This window comes from Runella salmonicolor, from assembly GCF_024158025.1.
In the GTDB taxonomy this organism is placed as follows: domain Bacteria; phylum Bacteroidota; class Bacteroidia; order Cytophagales; family Spirosomataceae; genus Runella; species Runella salmonicolor.
This window is the reverse complement of the sequence record NZ_JAMZEL010000003.1, coordinates 408,619-429,824: the sequence shown is the minus strand read 5'-3', so window position 1 is coordinate 429,824 and position 21,206 is coordinate 408,619. Positions and strand designations below refer to the sequence as shown.

At 44.4% G+C, this 21,206-nt stretch carries 18 protein-coding genes; 11 read left to right on the top strand and 7 right to left on the bottom strand.

Translation table 11 applies throughout. The annotated features are described in order from the left end of the window. The first annotated feature begins 27 nt into the window (after positions 1-27). Together NCI00_RS11010 and NCI00_RS11005 are read left to right on the top strand one after the other, a co-directional pair. Positions 28-2,283 (top strand): TonB-dependent receptor, encoded by a 2,256-nt coding sequence (locus tag NCI00_RS11010; protein ID WP_253527434.1) that lies wholly within the window; start codon positions 28-30, stop codon positions 2,281-2,283. Between the two features lie 41 nt (positions 2,284-2,324). Beyond that, complete coding sequence (locus NCI00_RS11005; RefSeq protein ID WP_253527432.1) at positions 2,325-2,678, top strand: heavy-metal-associated domain-containing protein; 354 nt, start codon at positions 2,325-2,327, stop codon at positions 2,676-2,678. A gap of 60 nt (positions 2,679-2,738) precedes the next feature. On the opposite strand, the gene NCI00_RS11000 is transcribed toward NCI00_RS11005, so the two are convergent. Next, positions 2,739-5,198, bottom strand: a complete 2,460-nt coding sequence (locus NCI00_RS11000) for an alpha/beta hydrolase-fold protein (protein ID WP_253527429.1) — start codon at positions 5,196-5,198, stop codon at positions 2,739-2,741. A gap of 163 nt (positions 5,199-5,361) precedes the next feature. On the opposite strand from NCI00_RS11000, the gene NCI00_RS10995 reads away from it, so the two are divergent. Continuing rightward, positions 5,362-5,553, top strand: coding sequence for a cold-shock protein (locus NCI00_RS10995; protein WP_114069813.1), 192 nt, complete (start codon positions 5,362-5,364; stop codon positions 5,551-5,553). Between the two features lie 40 nt (positions 5,554-5,593). Here NCI00_RS10995 and NCI00_RS10990 read toward each other — a convergent pair whose 3' ends face one another. After that, complete coding sequence (locus NCI00_RS10990; RefSeq protein ID WP_253527426.1) at positions 5,594-6,271, bottom strand: lysoplasmalogenase; 678 nt, start codon at positions 6,269-6,271, stop codon at positions 5,594-5,596. Positions 6,272-6,347: 76 nt separating this feature from the next. Further along, positions 6,348-6,752, bottom strand: a complete 405-nt coding sequence (gene mce, locus NCI00_RS10985; protein WP_253527424.1) for a methylmalonyl-CoA epimerase — start codon at positions 6,750-6,752, stop codon at positions 6,348-6,350. Positions 6,753-6,963: 211 nt separating this feature from the next. Here mce and NCI00_RS10980 point away from each other — a divergent pair, with 211 nt between their 5' ends. Beyond that, positions 6,964-7,848: an inositol oxygenase family protein gene (locus tag NCI00_RS10980; protein ID WP_253527422.1), complete on the top strand. Its 885-nt coding sequence runs from the start codon at positions 6,964-6,966 to the stop codon at positions 7,846-7,848. Positions 7,849-7,961: 113 nt separating this feature from the next. Continuing rightward, on the top strand, positions 7,962-9,011 hold the full coding sequence (locus NCI00_RS10975; RefSeq protein WP_253527420.1) for a LacI family DNA-binding transcriptional regulator: 1,050 nt from the start codon (positions 7,962-7,964) through the stop codon (positions 9,009-9,011). Positions 9,012-9,039: 28 nt separating this feature from the next. Here NCI00_RS10975 and NCI00_RS10970 read toward each other — a convergent pair whose 3' ends face one another. Further along, entirely contained in the window at positions 9,040-9,951 is a 912-nt protein-coding gene (locus NCI00_RS10970; RefSeq protein WP_253527418.1) for a sterol desaturase family protein, read from the bottom strand. Positions 9,952-10,068: 117 nt separating this feature from the next. Here NCI00_RS10970 and purE point away from each other — a divergent pair, with 117 nt between their 5' ends. Both purE and NCI00_RS10960 read left to right on the top strand, forming a co-directional pair. Further along, on the top strand, positions 10,069-10,563 hold the full coding sequence (gene purE / locus NCI00_RS10965) for a 5-(carboxyamino)imidazole ribonucleotide mutase (RefSeq protein WP_253527416.1): 495 nt from the start codon (positions 10,069-10,071) through the stop codon (positions 10,561-10,563). Positions 10,564-10,687: 124 nt separating this feature from the next. Next, positions 10,688-11,398, top strand: a complete 711-nt coding sequence (locus tag NCI00_RS10960; RefSeq protein ID WP_253527414.1) for a LysM peptidoglycan-binding domain-containing protein — start codon at positions 10,688-10,690, stop codon at positions 11,396-11,398. On the opposite strand, the gene NCI00_RS10955 is transcribed toward NCI00_RS10960, so the two are convergent. Continuing rightward, positions 11,399-12,217: a UDP-2,3-diacylglucosamine diphosphatase gene (locus NCI00_RS10955; RefSeq protein WP_253527412.1), complete on the bottom strand. Its 819-nt coding sequence runs from the start codon at positions 12,215-12,217 to the stop codon at positions 11,399-11,401. Between the two features lie 271 nt (positions 12,218-12,488). Between NCI00_RS10955 and NCI00_RS10950 the strand changes: the two genes are divergently transcribed. After that, positions 12,489-13,121 (top strand): NeuD/PglB/VioB family sugar acetyltransferase, encoded by a 633-nt coding sequence (locus NCI00_RS10950; RefSeq protein ID WP_253527410.1) that lies wholly within the window; start codon positions 12,489-12,491, stop codon positions 13,119-13,121. 234 nt (positions 13,122-13,355) lie between these two features. Here the strand turns inward: NCI00_RS10950 and recF are convergent, their stop codons facing one another. Next, positions 13,356-14,450 (bottom strand): DNA replication/repair protein RecF, encoded by a 1,095-nt coding sequence (gene recF, locus NCI00_RS10945; RefSeq protein WP_253527408.1) that lies wholly within the window; start codon positions 14,448-14,450, stop codon positions 13,356-13,358. 94 nt (positions 14,451-14,544) lie between these two features. Here recF and pdhA point away from each other — a divergent pair, with 94 nt between their 5' ends. Both pdhA and NCI00_RS10935 read left to right on the top strand, forming a co-directional pair. Further along, positions 14,545-15,564, top strand: coding sequence for a pyruvate dehydrogenase (acetyl-transferring) E1 component subunit alpha (gene pdhA, locus NCI00_RS10940; RefSeq protein ID WP_114069800.1), 1,020 nt, complete (start codon positions 14,545-14,547; stop codon positions 15,562-15,564). Positions 15,565-15,652: 88 nt separating this feature from the next. After that, positions 15,653-16,387, top strand: a complete 735-nt coding sequence (locus tag NCI00_RS10935) for an MlaE family ABC transporter permease (protein ID WP_253527407.1) — start codon at positions 15,653-15,655, stop codon at positions 16,385-16,387. Here the strand turns inward: NCI00_RS10935 and NCI00_RS10930 are convergent. Beyond that, positions 16,384-17,610 carry an ROK family transcriptional regulator gene (locus NCI00_RS10930; RefSeq protein WP_114459053.1) on the bottom strand — a complete coding sequence of 409 codons (1,227 nt, stop codon included), beginning with the start codon at positions 17,608-17,610 and terminating at the stop codon, positions 16,384-16,386. The two genes, NCI00_RS10935 and NCI00_RS10930, sit on opposite strands and share 4 nt — an antisense overlap. Positions 17,611-17,842: 232 nt before the next feature. Between NCI00_RS10930 and NCI00_RS10925 the strand changes: the two genes are divergently transcribed. Further along, a complete protein-coding gene (locus NCI00_RS10925) occupies positions 17,843-21,181 on the top strand; it encodes a SusC/RagA family TonB-linked outer membrane protein (RefSeq protein WP_253527405.1) in 3,339 nt (1,112 codons plus the stop codon). Positions 21,182-21,206 lie beyond the last annotated feature (25 nt).

Genomic DNA, 21,206 nt, shown 5'->3' with positions numbered 1-21,206 from the left:
AGTTTTTAATTTTAGACCGTTTTTGAAATGAAAACAAAAATATTCATTCTTTTTATACTCATTATTCATTATTCACTATTCAATCCCACAAATGCCCAACGCGTGACAGGAACGGTATTTGAACGAAGTGAAGCTAGCAAAAAGTCACCTTTGGTAGGTGTAAATATATTTTGGGCCGAAACTTCATTAGGCACTATCACTGATTCACTGGGCAAATTTGACATTGCCCGCTCTGCCAAATCAAACCGACTGGTATTGAGATACATCGGCTTCAAAACCGACACGATAAAAGTCACTTCTGAAAACAATTTTGAGATTGTGATGAAGCCCGAGGGCCAACTGGGCGAGGTGGTTATACGCGGCACCTCTTCTCAAATTGACCGCCTGAATCCGATTCAAACCGAAATCATCACGACCAAAGCCTTGGCTAAGGCGGCCTGCTGTAACTTATCGGAAAGTTTTGAAACTAATGCCTCAGTTTCGGTAAGCTATAGCGATGCCGTAACGGGTGCCAAACAAATCCAGTTTTTAGGCTTGGGCGGCCAATATGTCCAAACCAACGTCGAAAACGTACCCACCATTCGTGGGTTAGCGTCTACGTTTGGAATGAGCTATATTCCAGGCACTTGGATTCAGTCCATTGATGTGGCCAAAGGGGCGGGGTCGGTAGTCAATGGCTACGAAAGCATGACGGGCGCCATCAATGTAGAGCTCGTAAAACCCGATGCGCGCGAAAAACTGTATTTCAACACTTACGTTAATCATTTGGGGCGCGGCGAAGTTAATCTCAACCTTAATCGAAAGCTATCTGACAAATGGGCTACGGGCTTTCTTACCCACGCCAGCACGCTACAAAATCGTGTTGACAACAACGGTGATGGCTTTCTGGATTTACCACTTTATACCCAATTCAACGGTATCAATCGTTGGCAATACAAAAGCGACAAAATGATGGCTCAGTTTGGGGTTAAAGCACTCTACGAAGACCGATTGGGCGGGCAGACGGGGTTCCGCCCCGACGAACATCGCGGAACGGCCCAATTTTATGGCTTTGGAAATAAGACCAATCGAATCGAGCTTTTTTCTAAAACCGCCAAATTGTACCAAGACAAACCCTACAAAGGCTTAGGACTGGTATTGAATGCCTCATTGCATAACACAGACTCATACTTTGGATTTGTCAATTATGACGGTCGGCAGCGGACCCTTTATGGAAACTTGATTTATCAATCCATCATTAACAATACAAATCACCAGTTCAAAACGGGCATCAATTACCTACTTGATGATTACCGCGAAACCTACAAAGACAGCCTCATGACCCGCACGGAATCGGTTCCGGGAGCATTTTTCGAGTACACTTACAACCACTTGGATAAATTTACGCTCGTGGCTGGTTTACGCGCCGACTACCATAATATGTTTGGTGCTTTTGCCACGCCACGCCTGCACCTGCGCTGGCAGCCTTGGGAAAACACTACCTTGCGGCTGTCGGGAGGACGTGGTCAACGCACTCCCAATGCCTTTGCCGAATACTATGGATATTTAGTAAGCGGGCGTACGGTTCGTTTTTGGGGACAAACCATTCAGCCCGAAGTGACTTGGAACTACGGCCTCAGCCTGACCCAAACCTTCCATTGGTTTGATAAACACTGGGATTTGGTGCTCGACTATTACCGAACCGACTTTCAAAACCAACTCATTGTCGACACCGACCACGCCACGCCTTTGGCTTCGCACCTGTATTTTTACAATTTGAAAGGTAAATCCTTCTCCAACAGCTTTCAGATTGAGCTGAATACCCTATTATCCAAACGTACCGAGGTAAAATTGGCATACCGTTTGTTTGACGTATGGCAAACCATGGGACAACCTTTCGGAAATTCTGTGTTACAACAACGCATGATGGTACCCCGCGACCGGGTATTGTTCAATATTGGGTACAATCTACCGTACGACAAATGGAAGTTGGATTTGACCGTTCAGTGGAATGGCCAAGCGCGCATCACCGATCCGATGCAGTCATTGCAGGCTACCATTGACCGCAAGCCTATGCCGATTTTGTATTCACAATCGTTTATGAATATAAATGCACAGGCATCACGAGCCTTCAAAAAGTTTGAAGTATACCTAGGTGGTGAAAATTTGGCAAACTTTAAACAGCCAAATCCAATCATTCACGCAGAAGACCCCTTCAATAAATATTTTGATGCGGGTCAAACTTGGGGTCCCGTGGTTGGTCGCATGATTTACGCAGGTATCCGGGTAAAAATCAAAGATTAGAAACCTTTTAAACTAAAATTTACACATAAATCAATCAAGCAATGAAACAGTTAACATTCGTATTCGCGTTAGTTTTGACAATCGTTTTTGGGGCGGTAGCCAACAAACCTGGTAAAGACAAAGAGGTAAAAATCAAGACCTCGGCTGTCTGCGACATGTGCAAAGAGCGCATTGAGAAAAACCTCACCCTGAGTAAAGGTATCTCAGAAGCGGTACTAAATCTGGAAGACAAAGTGGTAACCGTCAAATACAACCCCAAAAAAACCGACGAAGCCCAAATCCGTAAAGTGATTACCGAAACGGGTTACGACGCCGACAATTTGGTGTGCAGCCAAACGGCCCACGACAAGTTGCCAGAGTGCTGCCAAAAAACAAGCGAAGCGCATTCGCACTAGAAATCAAAAAAGCCCTTTCAAAAAAAATGAAAGGGCTTTTTAATCTATATTCAATCAAACCTACTGCGCTTTCACAGCATCCACTTTGGTAATTTGCCAATTTGTATCAAAAAAGCCTGCTTGTTTTATGCCTTTGGTGCCTTCTTTCAGCATATCCGCCCCAAAGATAAAGTAGTCAGGAAAACCACTCCCACCCGTAAAATATTGGTTTGACTCGGTAGCCAACATTCCTGCCAAGCCTGAACCAGCCACAACCGCCACCGAAGCTACGGGGCTGTCGGGACGCGGATAAGTAAAATAAGCCGCCAAATCATCGCCCGCGATTTGCTCCTCTCCTATTTTGATACTTCCTCGCTGAATTTGAATCGGACTTTGGCTCAACAAAGCAGACCAAGCACCGTTTGTGGTGGCACTCCCGAATAAAACCACACCCCGGTCAGGGTAAGCGGCGGGAGTAAACTCACGGTCAGGGATGACATCAACAGCCCCGTTGCCGCGATAATACCAAGTTTCGGCGTCATAGCGGGCTTTGTTATACGCCCATTCGTTTTCCTCTTTGGTCCCAGTCGTTCCATACACAAACACCATCCGGTGATTAAACGCGGCCTTAAATGTACCGTTGCGGTGCGAGCCTCGTTGGGCCAGTGCTGGTTTCTCGACCGCTTCCCATTTCTCTTTTTTTGTAAAATACAATGGCTTCTCATCCAAAACGCAGGCGGTACAAACCACCGTTTCGTCCACTGTTACTTTGAAGGTCTGACCTTTTGCAAACGCCCCCGGCATTATCATAACGGTACGGGCATTGTCGGTGGTAATGATGACACTTTTGTCATTCACATTTCTTTTGGCCTGAATACGGCTGTAATTGAGCGGAGTTTCCTGTTGTTCAATCCCAGCCCATAAATAATTGGCCGAAATAGCCGGATTGGCCGTCGTAAAATCAATCACATCCTTTTCTTCGGCATTTTTGCTGCGATGCCATTTAAAAAAGTCAAACAACGCAGGCCAATCTACGCTGTGATCGCCGTACCAATGCGAGCCGTTAGGATATTCATAATATGAAAAATCGTTGTGAAAAGCCCCCAATACTTTACGCATGGTACGCGCATATTCTACCGAAACAGTACGGTCGGCATCTCCGTGCAACACATAAATACCGCTGGCTTTATAATTTGAGGCCAAAGCCATTACATTACTAGGATTGCTGGCCCGAAGCAGCATTTTTTCCATTGGGTTGGTACTATTTTCAGGAATCTTCCCGTCGGCCGAGCCGTAGCCCATTAGCGTTGGATACCCCGCGCAGGGTGCAACCCCCGCCCATTTTCCTGGGTACGTTGCCCCCAAGTACCAAGACCCGTGTCCACCCATCGAGTGGCCCGTCAAGTATATTTTTTGGGGATGCGGCTTAAATTTCTTTTGCGCAACCTCCAATACCTCTAAAGCGTCAATTCTTCCCCAATCTTCCCAATTGAAACCCCTTGGCCGGCGATTGGTGGGCGCAACCAAAGTTCCCCAATCTTTTGGTTTATAGGCTCTTGCTTGCCCGATTGCCTCTACGCCCGCACCATGTACCGACAAAAACAGCGCAGCGGTGTCCGTTTGCCCACCTTTTTGGGGGGCCACCCCGAAATACTGAACGCTGCCGTCGATGCCGCTGATAAAAGTATTACTGTAATGTTCATTGGCCGCAACCGCCTGCAATTTAATGGTACTTTGGTCAACAGCTTTGCCGTTTTGTAGCAGGGTAAGATCACACACAACATCGCCTTTTTGCTGGACCGCGCTCGCATCCATTCTGAAACCTACTTTTCGAGAGTTCATTGCCGAAACCACGGGAACCTCAGAAATCATTTCTTTTCCCTGGATAACGGCACGAATTTTCAAATTTGTTAAGGGTTTTTCGGTCAAATTAAACAGCACAATTCCTCCCAAAAGTTGTCCGTTATTTTCTGAAAGCACCACATTAGGCAAGGTTATATCTGGAGTGCTTAACTGAATATTTTTTTCAGAAAAAATCAACTCCGCCGAAACGCCCTGAAAGCGTCCACCCATCCCCACTCTTACCAAAATCTCGTTCAGTCCTTTCTTCAATTTAACAGGACTATACATATAGCCATAACGATTCGCATCTCCTCCTCTAGGAGCGCCGTTGAAATATAGGCCCGCGTGACCCGCCACGTGCAACAACGCCACGGTTTCTTTGGGGGAGGTGTAGGTCAGGTATAAATATCCATTCGTCAAAGCATTGTGCCGAAACCGCTGCGAAGTGTCGGTGGTGATACGTTGCCACTTCTGCTCTTTTCCTTGCGCATCAGTCAAAAAGACTTTCCCCTCAGCAGGTGTCTGGAAAGTTTTGCGAATCAATTGGTAGGTTAATTGGTCAGTATAGATGGCTTCTCTCCCGTATTGGTGGCAAGGCCCAACCGCGAGTCCCTCTTTGAAGGGCACCACGGTCTGCGCAAAACCAAAATGAACGATAAACAAACCGCCAAAAATCAGTAAGTAAAGAGCTTTTTTCATGCGAGTGGATAGTTTTTAATATTTTTTAAAATAGAAACAAATATAATTTTTTTGCCGACAACACGAATAGTAAATATGCTTTCACATAAGAATAAAAATTAATATGTAGGATATGTAAATAATTAACCGTACTTTTATGGCCTAATACTTTAAAGAAAAAATAATGCAAGAAGGCGTAGTAAAATTTTTCAATGATACCAAAGGATTTGGTTTTATAACTCCATCAAATGGAAGCCAAGACATTTTTGTCCACGTTACAGGTCTTACTGAAGACATTCGTGAAAATGACAACGTGTCTTATGATGTCGAAAATGGTAAAAAAGGCTTAAATGCAGTTAACGTAAAAGTTATCTAATTTTATTCATAAAAATCATTCTGTAAGAAAGCCGCTTCCTTCACTGGAAGCGGCTTTCTTTTTTGATCATTCCCCACACAATCAACCACTGGGCCGCGCTATAAGTCGTCATGACAAAAAGCGTTGAGCCCTCAAAACGATGTAGGAACTTGTTGACCGCTATTCCAGAATCAGACGCGATAAATAATACAGCCCCCACCAAAACCCAAGCATAGCTTACTGAATTCACGGAACCTTTGCGAAGGGCAGCGGCGGCCCCCATCGCGCAAAGGCAAATTGAATAAGCAACCACTGGAATCCAAAGACCCTGTTTATCAGCAGATTGAGTGAGTGGCAAATGCAATATCACCAGAAAAATCAGCGCGTATAGTGCAAACGGTAGCGTCAACCACCACCAAGTTGAACGTAACTGCGCTTTTCCTGTAGAGGTTAGTGTCTTGCTAAAAGCAATGATATAAAAAATTTGCATGACCAAAAAAGAGCCTAAACCCGCCACAAACAGGTCTTTTCCTCTAATCATTAAAAATATATCTCCACCCAGGCCAAACCACATCCCTATCCATAAGTAAGGATAAGACTTGCGGTAGTCGCTCGTCCAAAAAAGCAGAGAAAGCATGATAAGAGGCTTAAATAAATAAACGCCCTGCCAGAAACCAGCATAGCCAGAACCAATTTCGGCCACCACAATAACCGAAAAAATAAGTAGTTTTAAACGCATAACATCTGTCAGAAAAGTTAAGAAAATTAACATGTAGGGGCTGCCCGAAGTCACAAAAACATCGGTAAGCCCGCCCCTACGGTTGTTCTTGGCAAAGTTCAATCAACACTCCGCTGGTGCCTTTAGGATGCAGAAAGCACACTAATTTATTGTCAGCTCCTTGCTTTGGGGTTTTATTTAACAGCACAAACCCCTCTTTTTCAAGCCGTTGCATTTCCGCCAAAATATTTTCTACCTCAAATGCTACATGGTGGATACCCTCCCCTTTTTTCTCAATAAATTTGGCAATGGGGCTATCGGGATTTGTGGCTTCGAGCAGCTCGATTTTCGTTTGATTAATTTTAAAAAAAGAAGTTGTTACTCCTTCCGACTCCACGGCCTCGTGTTTATAAGGCTGCGTATTAAAAAGTTTGGAAAATAATTCGTCAGAAGCAGCAATGTCTTTGACCGCTATTCCGAGATGTTCTACGTTAACAAACATAATTTTATCTTTTTTTTACAAAGCTAGACGGATATTGAAAATAACCATCAGAGGCGGCAAATCCCCCAACAATTTTTCTCTAGTTTTTGGGGTTAAATTATTTCAAACGTTTGCATATATCTTTTGTCACAAAGGTTTATTTCTTAAAAACTTAATAATGTATATTTGTTGAGTTATAAGCGACAACTCCAATTATACCTTTCATATACTCATGAACGCAACGACTTTCAGCAATGCCGAAATAGCTCCTTTGGCAAGTTTAGATGAGTGGGAAGACGATCTTTTAGTTCGTTATCCCGACCCTGACAGCATCGCTCAGGCCAAAGCCAAGGAAGAATTCCGCAATTATGACACTCCCGCCCGCGACACGGTGACGGAGTTTTATCGTCTCAATCACAAGTATCAGACCTATGACTTTGTGATGGAAAAAGAGCGCGACTTCCTTAAGTTTGACAAAAAAGAAATGACCCTGTGGGAATCATTTGATTTTCTCAATACATTGGTCGATGATTCTGACCCAGACATTGACCTTGATCAACTTCAACACTTGCTCCAAACCTCTGAAGCCATCCGTGCCGATGGTCATCCTGATTGGTTTGTGTTGACTGGTTTATTACATGACATGGGAAAAGTACTTTGTTTGTTTGGAGAACCCCAGTGGGCGGTAGTAGGCGATACTTTCCCCGTAGGTTGCAAGCATTCAGACAAAATCGTTTTCCCTGAATTTTTCGACGCCAACCCTGATGCGCACGATGAGCGTTATAATACCAAATACGGCGTGTATGAGCCCAATTGCGGCCTGCGCAACGTACACATGTCGTGGGGGCACGACGAGTATTTGTACCAAATGACCAAGAATTACTTGCCCGAGTCGGCGTTGTATATGATTCGTTATCACTCATTTTATGCACAGCACCGCGAGAATGCCTACACGCATTTGATGGACGAGCATGACCACGAATATTTCAAATGGGTAAAAGTTTTCAATCCTTATGATTTATACACGAAGTCTCCAAAGGTTCCAAACTGGAAAGAACTTCGTCCTTATTACGAGGATTTAGCCGCTAAATATTTACCGGCAACTCTCAAATTTTAAAACAAAAGAGCGGCTTTGAAGCCGCTCTTTTGTTTTAAAAGATACTCCCGTAAAAGAAAATCAGTATTGAGAAATAAATTGTACTTTAGTGCAATCCTCAAGTTATTATTGCCATGGCTGCTGACCGCCCCGTTACGATTAAAGACATTGCCAAGAAGTTTAAATGCTCCCCTTCTACCGTATCAAGGGCGCTAAATAACCATCCTTTAATCAATGAGGATACCCGTCGAAATCTTCAGGAGTATGCCCAAAAAGTTGGTTATCAACGCAATTCGGTTTCCCTCAGCCTTCTTAACAAACGAACAGGAACTTTGGGCGTAATCGTCCCTACCCTCAATCATCAACACGAAACCGCCATCATCGAAGGCTTGCAATCCATTCTGCAACCTTTGGGGTATTTGATGAATATCTGTGTAAGCAACGAAAGCTATCTCCTTGAAAAAGAATACGTTGAGAAACTATTAGCCAACCGGGTTGAAGGCATTTTTCTTTCAATATCGCAAGAGACGTATGACTCAGGGCATTACGAACATCTGGAAAGTATCATTCAACGCAAAGTCCCTCTCATTTTTATTGACCGCGAATACGAAGGATTTGATGCTTGCCGGGTTACCATCGACGACTATTATGGGGCCTTTGCCGCCACCGAACACCTGATTAAAATGGGCTGCCAACGGATTGCTCATCTAAAAGGGCCGCATGGTCTGGCCGTGACCGAGCAACGCTACAAAGGCTACATTGATTGCCTTGCCAAATATCAATTTCCTTTGGATGAAGAGTTGATTGTCACGACCAATTTTGGGGTAGAAAGCGCCATTATTCCCACCCAACGCCTTTTGGACCTGCCACATTCCCCCGACGGGATTTTTGGGGTGAATGATCAAGTAGCGATTGGGGCCATGTATGTAGTGAGAGAAAATGGACTCGAAGTGCCCAACCAAGTTGCAATTGTGGGATTTGATGACTCACCCATATCAGCCTATATTCACCCTACGCTTACCACCGTAAAACGCCCCGGAAAACAAATCGGCACGGAGGCTTCTCGGATATTTTTAAGTCAATTAAAGGATTCCTCTGCCAATCAGCTTACTGAAAACATTGTTTTATCGGCCTCACTCATCGTCCGAGAGTCTACCTTAAGAACAAATATTTCCCCCGACTAAGGCTCTTAATGGTAATTTTTGCTGCGCGTTAAAAGTCAGATTCTACCCCGCTGGGTTCCTTAGCTGAAATAATTGTTTCTCTCAACTGATTACTGGTTTTGGTACTTCCATCGTGTGACCATCCTGGTGGGTTAAACACGTACTTAACTTTTGTTTTAAAATCTACATCACGCTTCAAATCATCAAAGATGGCCTTCCATTCATGAAAAACGGTATGCCCAATGTTCCGTTTGGCAAGGGGCGTAGTTAATCCATATTTTAAAGAAATACTTGCTTCTTCCTCCTGAAAAGTCCCGAATATTCTATCCCAAATAATTAGACACATTCCCATGTTCTTATCCAAATATTCTACGTTGGAGGCATGATGCACCCGGTGATGCGAGGGAGTAACCAAAATATATTCCAAAAAGCCTAATTTTCCAACATAATTGGTATGTACAATAATGCCGTATATTTGCGTAATGGCATACATCAATATAATATCGGCGGGACGAAAACCTAGCAAAACGAGCGGGATAAAATAAACAAACCGATACAAGGGTTGGAATACCGAAGAACGAAAACCCGTGGTAAGATTAAAATACTCTGAAGAATGATGGGTAACGTGAACCGCCCAAAACAAACGACAATAATGGTCTACCACGTGCAGTACATAAAAAAGGAAATCTTCGGCCAAAAACAGCAATAACCAATATCCATAAACGTTGGTAATTTCGGTAAAGTGATATTGATAAAACCATACCAAAATAACAACGTAAACGGCACGGAAGGCCAAATCAATTCCACCGTTTAAAAGCATCAACAAAAAATTGGTAAGCGTGTCCCCAAAAGAATAATTCTGACGGTGTTGCCAATGGCTCGCCAAAGCTTCTAATCCAATTAGCAAAGCATAAAATGGCGTCGTCAGTTGTATTAACGCTTGTTCTAATTCGTTAGTCATTAGAAAAATACTATTTTTGTGCGGCAATTTAAGTAAAAACAACACATATTTAATACGCCAAAGTTGATAAAGTCAACGAAACTTTGTATAATAAGCTAAAATACGGACGAAAATAACATGGTAGGAATCATAATGGGCAGCATTTCAGACCTAAAAGTAATGCAGGAAGCTGTCGATATTTTAAAAGAGTTTGAGATTGATTTTGAGATAGACATCGTTTCGGCCCATCGTACTCCCGAAAAAATGGTTGATTATGGCAAAAATGCCCGCCTTCGGGGCTTGAAAGTCATCATCGCGGGGGCAGGCGGAGCCGCTCATTTGCCGGGGATGATTGCTTCCTTAACAACTTTGCCCGTAATCGGCGTTCCGGTCAAAAGTAGCAACTCAATAGATGGATGGGACTCTGTTCTTTCGATTTTACAAATGCCATCTGGTGTGCCAGTGGCGACCGTAGCCCTCAACGGTGCCCGGAATGCGGGAATTTTAGCCGCACAAATTATTGGTACGTCAGATACAACAGTTGGTACGAAACTTGAGCAATACAAAGAAGACCTCAAAGTGAAAGTAGCCGAAATGAGCCTCGAAGCCCAAAAAATGAATGCCCTTAAATAAAAGGCACGATTGTAAGGCACAAAATTTTCACCTATTTTGAATTAGATTTTACCAAGCTGGGGTTTTATGGCTATAAAATACAACCTTTACACTTTGGAAATCGACTAAACCACCACCAAATCAAATGTCAGAGAACGAAAATAGAAATCGTCGCCCTGAAGAATCATCAAAGTTGCCTTATCTTTCGTTAGGCGTTTTGGTTTTGATGATTGCTGGATTATTGTACGTAGGTTATGAATACATCGCCGACGACGCTGCCGATGTAGATCAGCTTCTTAATACCCCTTTGGACACCACAGGGCGGGAATTACAGCCCATACCTAACGAAAACGACCAGTTATCGACGGTGCCTCAATCTTCAAAAGAGACAACCAGCAGTACCACAGATGAGAAAACGAGCGATTCTCCCAAGGAAGAGGAAACGGTAACTCCCACCCCTCGCCCTGCCGACGAAGAGGAAACTAAAAAGCCCGAAGAAAAAGCCCCAGAAAAACCTAAGCCTGTCGCCGTGGATCCTGGAGGCGTGGAAATTACCCACACTGTTCAGAGTGGTGAGACATTTTACGGCATCGCCAATCGGTACAATCTAAAGAGCGGTACCCTCAAAGGACTGAATCCAGTCATAAAAGATGAAAGTACTGATGTAAAATCAGGGGTAACCCGCATAAAAGTTCGCGTTCAGGCCGTTCATACGGTTGGGCCGGGCGATATTTTGCGGGTCGTAGCCGAAAAATATGGCGTAACGGTGGGGCAACTGATGGCGGCCAATAAGAAGACTAAAAACTTTACCGAACGGGGCGAAAAACTGATTATTCCTTTTCCCGAAAAAAAATAGTTAGCTGACTTTGGCCAGCCGTTCTTTACGTCCGAAAAACTCCGAGATGGTTGGTTCTGAAGCACTTTTCACCTCTTGTTCGTTGTAAAACATTAAACTCCAGTTTCCATCGTGGTCTTCCACTAAAGCGCTCAACGATTCCACCCAATCCCCCGAATTCATGTAAATCAAGCCGTCTATTTGCCGAATGGCAGGTTGGTGAATGTGTCCGCAGATGATTCCGTCACAATTCTGTGAACGGGCCAGCTCAGTTAGCTTTTCCTCAAAATCAGAAATATAACTGACCGCCGCCTTTACCCGTTGCTTGATTACCTGCGACAATGAGTAATACGGAAGCCCCTGCCACGAACGATAATGATTGTAGAGTTTATTGACCCAAAGCAGGAATGTATAGCCCATATCGCCCAAGTACGCCAGCCATTTTAGATTAGTAGTGATGCTGTCAAAAACATCCCCGTGGGTGATGTAGAAGCGCTTGGAGCCCGATTTAAGAATGTAATCTTTTCGAATCTGAAACTGCTTCCCCAATCGAAGGGGCCTGATACGGTCTAAAAAATCGTCATGATTACCACGCAGATAAATTACCTTTGTGTCATAATCATCCATCATTTTCAGGACTGTCTTAAAAAATGCGGTGTGTTTTTTCTTCCACGCGCCGTATTTCCTCAACTGCCATCCATCTATGATATCGCCGTTGAGAATCAACTTTCGGCATTTATATTGTTTCAGGAAGTTAGTGACTTCTTTGGCTTTAGAGCCTTTCGTACCCAAGTGCAGGTCCGAAATGACGATTGTGCGAAAATGGATCTTGCTTTTCATGTACTCAAAAAAAGCACTAATCCATTACTTATTCATTATCAGCAATTTACCTTTTTAATATATTTTTTTTTGTGCAATAACATTTGAGTAACAAAGAATAATCTACCCAAAACATCATTTGTTAAACAATTGATTTTAAGCATGATAACCCTGTTCGTTTCCTATCAACCACACATGAAGATTTGGTAGTTCAGTACATTTGGCGGAACTTTAAAAACAAAATAGTCATTTAAAATACATCAAAATTTTATCAGCAAAACCGTATACATCCATGGAAAACCCAGTATTGATTTTTGGGGCAAAAGGTTTAGGAGTAGTTGCATTAGATATTTTTCAGCGCAATAACGTAGTAGTGTATGGCTTACTGGACGATGACCCTAATTTACACAACACCCAAATTGGTGAATACACCGTTTTGGGAAGTACCGACGACGACGGTTTCTTGAAACTCATCGGTAAAAAGTGTGAGGCATTTGTCGCCATAGAAGCGCGTGCCGAACGGCACGACCTCGTCGAAATGCTCAACGAGCGACGCAGCATAATGCCCGTCAACGCCATTCATGATACGGCCATCATTTCTACTTTTGCCCAAATCGGTCACGGAAATTTGATTGGTGCCCGCGTAGCCATCAGCTCCAAAGCGGTACTCGGCCACCATTCTATTTTGCACACCGGCGTCATCATTGAGCACGACGCCATCTTGGGTGACTACGTTAATATCGGAGCCGGAAGCATCATTGGAAGTGGCGTAGTGATTGACCAGGATGCCTTTATCGGGTCAGGAGTTACGATTATTTCGGGCGTAAAAATCGGCAAAGGGGCCAGCGTAGGTGCAGGTTCGGTAGTGGTAGAAAATGTACCCGCAGGAAGTCGCGTCTTTGGAAATCCAGCCAAAAAGGTCTAATATTTTAACACAGAAGGGGCCTCAATGAAAGAAGCCCCTTCAACAAAAAAAACTTATATTCAAGAATCTACGGCCTTAAAAACACCCACTTCAATTGAATACCATCCCGCATTCAATCTTTAATTTTCGACATTGTACCTTACCCAAAATAGGAGTTACCTAAATCATGTACGATGTTTTGATAAGTATACCATTTTTGATACTGATGGGGGCCGCTTAAAATCAGGTTCTGCTCTAAATATCAGTTACAAAAAACTTCACGTCCACGCTCACATCTCTAAGTAGCTCTCGCGTCCTGTCAGGGCGGGCATCCGTTAAAAACACCTGACCAAAAGATTCATTTTCAATGAGTTGAATTAATTTTTGAATACGACGGTCGTCTAGCTTGTCAAAAATATCATCCAACAATAACAACGGCTTCATTTCTTTCTCGACCGCAAGCAATTCAAACTGGGCCAGTTTCAGTGCTAATACAAACGACTTCTGCTGCCCTTGCGAACCAAATTTTTTCAGGGCAACCCCACCCATTTCAAACCGAAAATCATCTTTGTGCGCGCCCATGAACGTACGCTGCATTTGCAAATCCCGCTGACGATGACGACGGAAATTCTCTCTAAACGCCAAATCTTCCATTTCCGATTCGTATTTCACCGCCACCGCTTCTCGACTTTCGCCCAAAAATCCGTAATAATGCTGCACCAAAGGCTCAAAATCAACCAAAAACCGCTGACGACGGTCAAAAATCCGATTGGCGAGGGCAATAATTGATTCGTCGTACGTATCCAACAATAAATCATCCACGTAATGGCGCTCAAAAAAAATCTTCAGGAGGCCATTTCGCTGCGCCAGCAGTTTGTTGTATTGAAGTAAATCCTGTAAATATAATTGGTCCAACTGCGACAGCACACCATCAAAAAAGCGCCGCCGCTCTTCGCTTCCCTCCCGCACCAAATCGGTGTCGTTGGGTGCAACCAAGACCACTGGAAACTCCCCGATGTGGTCACTGATGCGCTCGTACGTTTTTTTATCCGACAGCAACACTTTCCGTTGACCCCGTTGCAGACTGCACGTAATCTGTATTTCGCGGGCGTCTTTCTTAAAAAAACCATCAATGAGCATAAAATCAGCGTCGTGCTGAATACTAAACGCATCTTGCACCTGAAAGGCACTCTTGGTCAACCCCAGCCAATAGACGGCATCAAGCAGGTTGGTTTTTCCGCTTCCGTTCTCCCCTACGATACAATTGAGCCCGGGACTAAACTCAAAACGCCCCTCTTCATAATTTTTGAAGTACGTCAAATGGAGTTTTTCTAAGTGTAGCTGTGGCATTAATTGGTTTTATGCTTATTTTCGCGGGGCAAAGATAAAATAGTCAACAGTTCTCAGTTCATAGTTGACCGATAAACTTTATTTTTTATAAAAAATGGCAACCAAAACCAAAGCGACACCCGCAAAAATTACCCATCCCAAAGAACGATATATGTACTGGTATGAGTCAATGCAACTTCAGCGTAAGTTTGAAGAAAAAGCAGGGCAACTCTACGGTCAGCAAAAAATACGCGGCTTTTGTCACCTGTACATTGGTCAGGAGGCGTGTTCGTCGGGCGGAGTAAGTGCATTGACTAAAGATGACAAATGGATTACTGCGTACCGTGACCACGGCATTCCGTTGGCATTGGGTACTGACCCCAACGCCATTATGGCCGAGCTTTTCGGGAAGGCTACGGGCACGACCAAAGGAAAAGGCGGTTCAATGCACATTTTTGATAAAGAACACAATTTCGTAGGCGGACACGGTATTGTAGGCGCGCAAATCCCGTTGGGAGCTGGAATTGCATTTGCCGAAAAATACAACAAAACTACCAACCTTTGTATCTGTCTTTTTGGCGACGGAGCCGTACGTCAAGGTGCTTTGCACGAGGCGTTTAACATGGCCATGACTTGGAAACTCCCCGTCATTTTTGTCGTAGAAAACAACGGCTACGCGATGGGAACGTCGGTCAACCGGACCTCCAATGTTACCGACCTTTACACCATTGGCGAAGCCTACGATATGCCTTCGGAGCCAGTCGATGGAATGGACGTAGAAGCCGTACATGAGGCCGTTAGCCGCGCGGCAGAGCGAGCCCGCAGCGGGCAAGGCCCAACCTTTTTGGAATTCAAAACTTATCGTTACCGTGGGCACTCCATGTCTGACCCGCAAAAATACCGTACCAAAGAGGAGGTCGAAGAATACAAAAAGCGCGACCCAATCGAAATGGTAAAGTCCACAATCCTGACAAACGGAATAGCTACGGAAGAAGAATTGGCCGCTATCGACGCCAAAATCAAGCAACAAGTAGAAGATGCTGTGAAGTTTTCGGAAGAATCTCCTTGGCCTGATGCATCCGAGATTTTCAAGGATGTGTACGTTCAGGAAGATTATCCTTTTATTATGGATTAATTTTCGTTGACAGTAAACGTTGGACTATAGATGCTGGACATAACCCCTAGTATCTGTAGTCCAACGTTTTTTATCTACTTTTATGGCTATGAAAACGTTAGGGAATTATTTTATTTTTCTGGGAAGTTTATTGAGCAACCGCGAGAAGTTTCGCGTATACGTCAAACTGGTATTTGATGAATGTGTCGAAATCGGCACCAATTCCGTCTTTATCGTTTCGATTGTTGCTACTTTTCTGGGGGCCGTTACCTGCGTTCAAACGGCCGACAACCTCGTTAGCCCTTTTGTTCCTAATTACATTATTTCGTTAATTGTCCGCGACAGTAGTATTCTTGAATTTGCGCCCACCATCACCTGCGTTGTGTTGTCGGGGAAGGTAGGTTCTCACATCGCGGGCGGGCTAGGTACGATGCGTATTACGGAGCAAATCGACGCGCTGGAAGTGATGGGAATCAATTCTATTTCTTATTTAGTACTGCCCAAAATCATTGCCTCGGTCATTACTTTCCCGATGTTGGTCATTCTCTCAGGTTTTTTGTCCATTTTGGGGGGGTATTTGGCAGGAATCGCCACCAATGTCATCTCTCCTGAAGATTATATCATCGGCCTTCGCTCTGACTTTCGCCCTTTCAATATCCCTTTTGCCATCATCAAGTCGGTGGTGTTCGCCTTTCTGATTACCTCTATTTCTTCATTTAAAGGGTATTTTACCCGAGGAGGAGCCTTGGAAGTAGGGCAAGCATCAACAGCTGCTGTTACCAACAGCTGTATTGCCGTATTGATTGCCGATTATTTATTAGCGCAATTGCTATTGTTGGATTAGATACTTTCAATTACCTTTTCAACCACATACGCCTGAGTTCCAAGCCATTTGGCTTCTTGGCCTAGTTGAGATATAACCACGGTGAGGTTGTTTCTGAAGTCCGTCAAACAATATTTATTGATGGCTTGCTCAATTGGATTGGTGATAAAAGCGCCTGCTTTTGCCACGATTCCGTCCACGATGATAATTTCGGGGTTGAACAAATGAATCGCGATAGACAATCCTTTACCAAGTTCCATCCCGATTTCGTGCAGGATGTCGATGGCAAATGAGTCTCCCTGCCAAGCGGCATCAATGATGGTTTCGGCATCTATTTTTTCGCCTTCAATCGCCGATAGCCGAGAAATTCTGCCTTCGGCCAAGCCTTTCTTTATACGTCGAATCAATGAAGCAGCCGATGTAATGGTGTCGAGACATCCTACTTTTCCGCAATGACACAACTCACCGTTGGGCACCACCTGAATGTGACCAAGCTCACCTGCAAATCCCGACGCACCCTGAAAAACTTCTCCGTTCAAAATAACGCCTAAACCTACGCCCCAATCAATATAAATAGCTAAAACGTGGTCTTTACCCTGTGCCAATCCAAAACGGTGCTCACCCAACGTTGTCGCTTTGGTGTCATTGATAACGTAGACTGGAAATTTGAAATAATTTTCCAAAAAAGTACCAAAGGATTCATTTTGGTTCAGGCTACGGTACGTAAAGTTGAAGCCTTTGCGCGCATCCACCAATCCAGCCACCGAAACGCCCATGGCCATAAAGCCATCATAATGAATGTTTGACTCCCGTAAAACCTGCTCGGTTGCCTCAACGAGGCTCTTCAAAAATTGGGGAGAATCTTCCAAACGCAGGTTGAAATCCCGACGCATAATCACCTCATTCTTAAGGTTTAAGATTAGGATTTTGGTATCATGCGTATTTACATCCAACACAACAGAATAGAAACGCTCCGTACTGAGACTGAACAAAACGGGCTTACGGCCCTGCTTTGTCACCCCCGTTCCTACGGGTACGATCCATTTTTCTTCTACCATTTCTTCCACGATACTAGTCACGGAAGGAACGCTGCTGTGAATGACGCGCGCCATTTCGGCAATTGAACAAGTACCCGAGCGGTATAACTCAGTAAGAATACGACGACGATGTTGGCTCTTTTTGTAGTCAACGACAGAAGTTTTAGGCAGAATATCAACCTCAGACGAAGTAGTGGAATCAAACATATAGCATTAAGGAAAAACAGCGTTGAAATTACTGTATTTAAAAGTATAAATGTAATATTAATTTTTTTTAGTAATTAATACAAATTAAAAATAATTTTTATTAAATTTATTTGTTAAAATTAACTTTCTCTTTATAATTGTAAAATAATTCTATAAATCCCTCCATTCACTCTTAACAAGTACAACCAAAAATTATTTTTTTTACTAATCATCTACTAACAATCCATCATTTATGAAAAAACCGCTACTTGTGTGCATGTTGCTTTTGCTAGGCTGCATTTCAGCCTTTGCGCAAAGCAACCGTACCCTCACGGGTACTGTACGCGATGCTAAAGGCGAAGCCATTCCAGGCGTAAGCATTATTGAGAAGGGCTCTCGCAGTGGCGCCATCACTGACCAGTATGGTAACTTTCGAATCAACATTGGCCCCAGCTCAACGTTGATTTTTTCTTACGTAGGTTTTCTAAAAAAAGAGGTATCAGTCGGAAACAGCAGTGCTTTATCTGTGGTATTGGATGAAGACACCAAAACCTTAAGCGAAGTAGTTGTGACGGGATTTGGCGTAAAACAAGAAACCCGTAAACTGGCCTATGCGGTGCAGGAAGTAAAAGGGCAAGACCTTATCCGTACCAACAACGCCAACGTTGTTAACTCACTTCAAGGAAAAGTAGCTGGTGTACACATTGACCAAGGCACCGGCGGACCGATGTCTTCTTCACGGATTCGTATTCGTGGAAATGCTTCTTTGGGCGGCAACACCCAACCCCTTTTTGTGATTGACGGCGTGCTGATTCGCCCTGGAACTTCGGGTGCTGACTCTTGGGGTGCTGCTCAGGACATGGGTAACATCATGAAAAACATCAACTCTGACAACATTGAGTCGATGACCGTTCTGAAAGGCTCGGGGGCAAGTGCGCTTTACGGCTCTGAGGCATTGAACGGGGTAATTGTAATTCAAACCAAAAAAGGACGTGTGCAGAAGGGATTGGGCGTAACCTACAACCATACTTCTTCTTTTGAAAAAGCCTATCGCTTCCTTGATTTACAAAACGAATTTGGGGCGGGTATCAACCCAACTTTCACTAAAGGAGCCGACGGCGTAGACGAAGTAGACCGCGTAGGCGGCGCATGGAGCTATTCTTATGGCCCCCGCTTGCAGGGGCAAATGGTGCGTGATTTGGACGGACGGATGGTGCCGTGGGTAGCTAACAACCCACTTGATTTCTTCCAAACTGGTCGGTATACCAACCATAACGTAGCCGTTGAAGGAGGTACCGAAACAACCACTTTCAGAGCAGCTTATTCACGCCTCAACAACAGTACCATTATGCCTTCAGGTACTGAACTTCAGCGTAACAACTTTAACTTAAGAGCCACCCAAAAAATCGGAAAAATCTTCACGTTGGATGCGACCGTTGACTACACCGACAACAACTTGATGAACCCCGCCCGTCAGGGAGGTAACTTCAACCCAGTATTTCGTCTCGTGTTTGGTCGTCCGCGTACTTTCGATATTAATTATTGGGCCAACAACTACATTGACCCCGTGGCAGGTGGCCGCCGTCAGGGTGTAAACGACCCTTACAACATTACTTCTTTCTTCTGGGAAACATTTGAAAGAGACGAACTCCAGAACGAGAAAGTATTCCGTACCAATATCGACCTTACGGCCAATATCGCGCCGTGGCTTAACCTTTTGGTACGCGGAAACGTACAGAACCAATTAATTAAAGCAGAGACCAAAAACCGTGGTGATGGTCCCCGTTTTGCTGGCAACGACTTATATCAAACGCGTACCCAAGACGACTCACAGTATCGTTTACAGGCCGTATTGAGTGCTAACCGTACCATTGGCAACAATTTGCAATTTAACATCTCGGCAGGTGGAGAAACCAACCGCCTTTTGGGTGGTCGTAACTACCGCACCTATACTGATGGTGGCTTGCGTTTGCCTGAGATTTATTCACTGGCCAACGCTCGTAACCGCATTGAGGTTGCTACGGGGCTAATCGCCCAAAAACGTACCGACGCCGTCTATTTATACGGCGACCTGACGTACAAAGAGTTTTTGACGTTCAACTTTAGCAATCGTATGGACTTTTCTTCTACCCTGACTTATGCCGATGGTAGCGGAGATTTCTCTTACTATTATCCTTCAGTTGGGGTTTCTTACATCGTGACCGAAAGCATCAAAAACTTGCCTAGCTGGCTCAGTTTTGGTAAACTTCGCGGTAGCCTTGGCTACACCGGAGCCGACACCGACCCGTGGTCACTCAACCGTACAGGTATCTATAGCCCCGGCGGAGTTTACAATTATCCAGGCGGTACCATTCAACGCTCTGGCTTCCGCGACAACACCCTGCCCAACTACGGATTACGTAACCGTTTGGCACGTGAGTGGGAACTTGGCTTTGACGCCCGCTTCTTCAACAATCGTCTTGGTATCGACTTTACCGTTTATAACAAACTCACTACCAACGAAATCTTGAGCATTCCTGTTACTTCAGAAGCAGGGGTTGGTAGCCGGATTATCAATGCTGGTAAAATCCAAAACAAAGGGATTGAGTTGATGATTACAGCCACGCCAATCAAGTCAAATGATGTGCGTTGGAATACTTCTTTGAACATTACCCGCAACCGCAATAAAATCCTTGAATTGACCGAAGGAATCAGCTCTTATCAGCTTGATTTGGCATTCGGTGCCGATATGGCTTCGGTGGCCCGCGTTGGAAAAGACTACGGTACCATCGTAACTTCTTATGCTTTTGCCACTTATCAGAGAAAAGATGCTTCTGGCAACCCAGTTGCCCACCCTAGCAACGGACAACGCGTAATCGGTTCAGTGAGCGGTGGCTCTGGCGGTTACCTTGGCTTTATGCGCAGCGGAGCTTATGGACAAGGCGAAAAAGAAATCGGCAGCATCATGGAAAAAGTATTGTTGAGCAACATCAACACCGTTACTTACAAGAACTTTACCCTGAACCTGCAAGTCGATTCAAAAATTGGCGGCATGATGGCTTCAGCTACGCACCAGTACGGTTCGCAAAGCGGTAACTTCGCCCGCAGTCTACCTGGCCGTAACAAAGAGCTTGGCGGCGTTGAATTTACGGATGCACAGGGAGTAAGACGCGACGACGGTATTATTCCTGATGGTGTAATGGCGGATGGTTTTAAAGTAACCAAAGATGGTCAAACCATCGAATTGGGTGGTATGACTTATGCCGAAGCAGTACAAAAAGGCTACATTACCCCAATTCCTGCCCGCAACTACTACGAAAACCTTACCCAATGGTCGTCGGGTATCCGTGAGTATTCAACCTTTGAAAACTCTTGGGTGTCGATGCGTGAAATCTCAGTAGGCTACGATGTACCCGCTAAGATTGTAAACAAAATCAAGTTCCAGACTTTGCGCCTTAGCGTAGTGGGTCGCAACTTAGGCTACCTGTACCGTACTGCCCCCGATGGCATCAACCCTGAAGGTTTGAAATCTAACCGTCCGGGTGAGTTTGCCGAATACGGTGGTTTGCCATTCTCACGTAACATTGGTGTAACCCTTAACGCAGGTTTTTAATTTTCAGCCGTTCATTGCTGAATTT

Excerpts from the sequence above, each read along its gene's own strand:
- NCI00_RS10990 (WP_253527426.1), bottom strand. The coding sequence starts at position 6,271 with ATGCGTTTAAAACTACTTATTTTTTCGGTTATTGTGGTGGCCGAAATT.
- mce (WP_253527424.1), bottom strand. The coding sequence starts at position 6,752 with ATGTTTGTTAACGTAGAACATCTCGGAATAGCGGTCAAAGACATTGCT.
- NCI00_RS10970 (WP_253527418.1), bottom strand. The coding sequence starts at position 9,951 with ATGACTAACGAATTAGAACAAGCGTTAATACAACTGACGACGCCATTT.
- NCI00_RS11010 (WP_253527434.1), top strand. The coding sequence starts at position 28 with ATGAAAACAAAAATATTCATTCTTTTTATACTCATTATTCATTATTCA.
- NCI00_RS10995 (WP_114069813.1), top strand. The coding sequence starts at position 5,362 with ATGCAAGAAGGCGTAGTAAAATTTTTCAATGATACCAAAGGATTTGGT.
- NCI00_RS10935 (WP_253527407.1), top strand. The coding sequence starts at position 15,653 with ATGAAAACGTTAGGGAATTATTTTATTTTTCTGGGAAGTTTATTGAGC.
- NCI00_RS10925 (WP_253527405.1), top strand. The coding sequence starts at position 17,843 with ATGAAAAAACCGCTACTTGTGTGCATGTTGCTTTTGCTAGGCTGCATT.
- NCI00_RS10975 (WP_253527420.1), top strand. The coding sequence starts at position 7,962 with ATGGCTGCTGACCGCCCCGTTACGATTAAAGACATTGCCAAGAAGTTT.
- NCI00_RS11005 (WP_253527432.1), top strand. The coding sequence starts at position 2,325 with ATGAAACAGTTAACATTCGTATTCGCGTTAGTTTTGACAATCGTTTTT.
- NCI00_RS10980 (WP_253527422.1), top strand. The coding sequence starts at position 6,964 with ATGAACGCAACGACTTTCAGCAATGCCGAAATAGCTCCTTTGGCAAGT.
- pdhA (WP_114069800.1), top strand. The coding sequence starts at position 14,545 with ATGGCAACCAAAACCAAAGCGACACCCGCAAAAATTACCCATCCCAAA.
- NCI00_RS11000 (WP_253527429.1), bottom strand. The coding sequence starts at position 5,198 with ATGAAAAAAGCTCTTTACTTACTGATTTTTGGCGGTTTGTTTATCGTT.
- purE (WP_253527416.1), top strand. The coding sequence starts at position 10,069 with ATGGTAGGAATCATAATGGGCAGCATTTCAGACCTAAAAGTAATGCAG.
- NCI00_RS10950 (WP_253527410.1), top strand. The coding sequence starts at position 12,489 with ATGGAAAACCCAGTATTGATTTTTGGGGCAAAAGGTTTAGGAGTAGTT.
- NCI00_RS10930 (WP_114459053.1), bottom strand. The coding sequence starts at position 17,610 with ATGTTTGATTCCACTACTTCGTCTGAGGTTGATATTCTGCCTAAAACT.
- NCI00_RS10955 (WP_253527412.1), bottom strand. The coding sequence starts at position 12,217 with ATGAAAAGCAAGATCCATTTTCGCACAATCGTCATTTCGGACCTGCAC.
- recF (WP_253527408.1), bottom strand. The coding sequence starts at position 14,450 with ATGCCACAGCTACACTTAGAAAAACTCCATTTGACGTACTTCAAAAAT.
- NCI00_RS10960 (WP_253527414.1), top strand. The coding sequence starts at position 10,688 with ATGTCAGAGAACGAAAATAGAAATCGTCGCCCTGAAGAATCATCAAAG.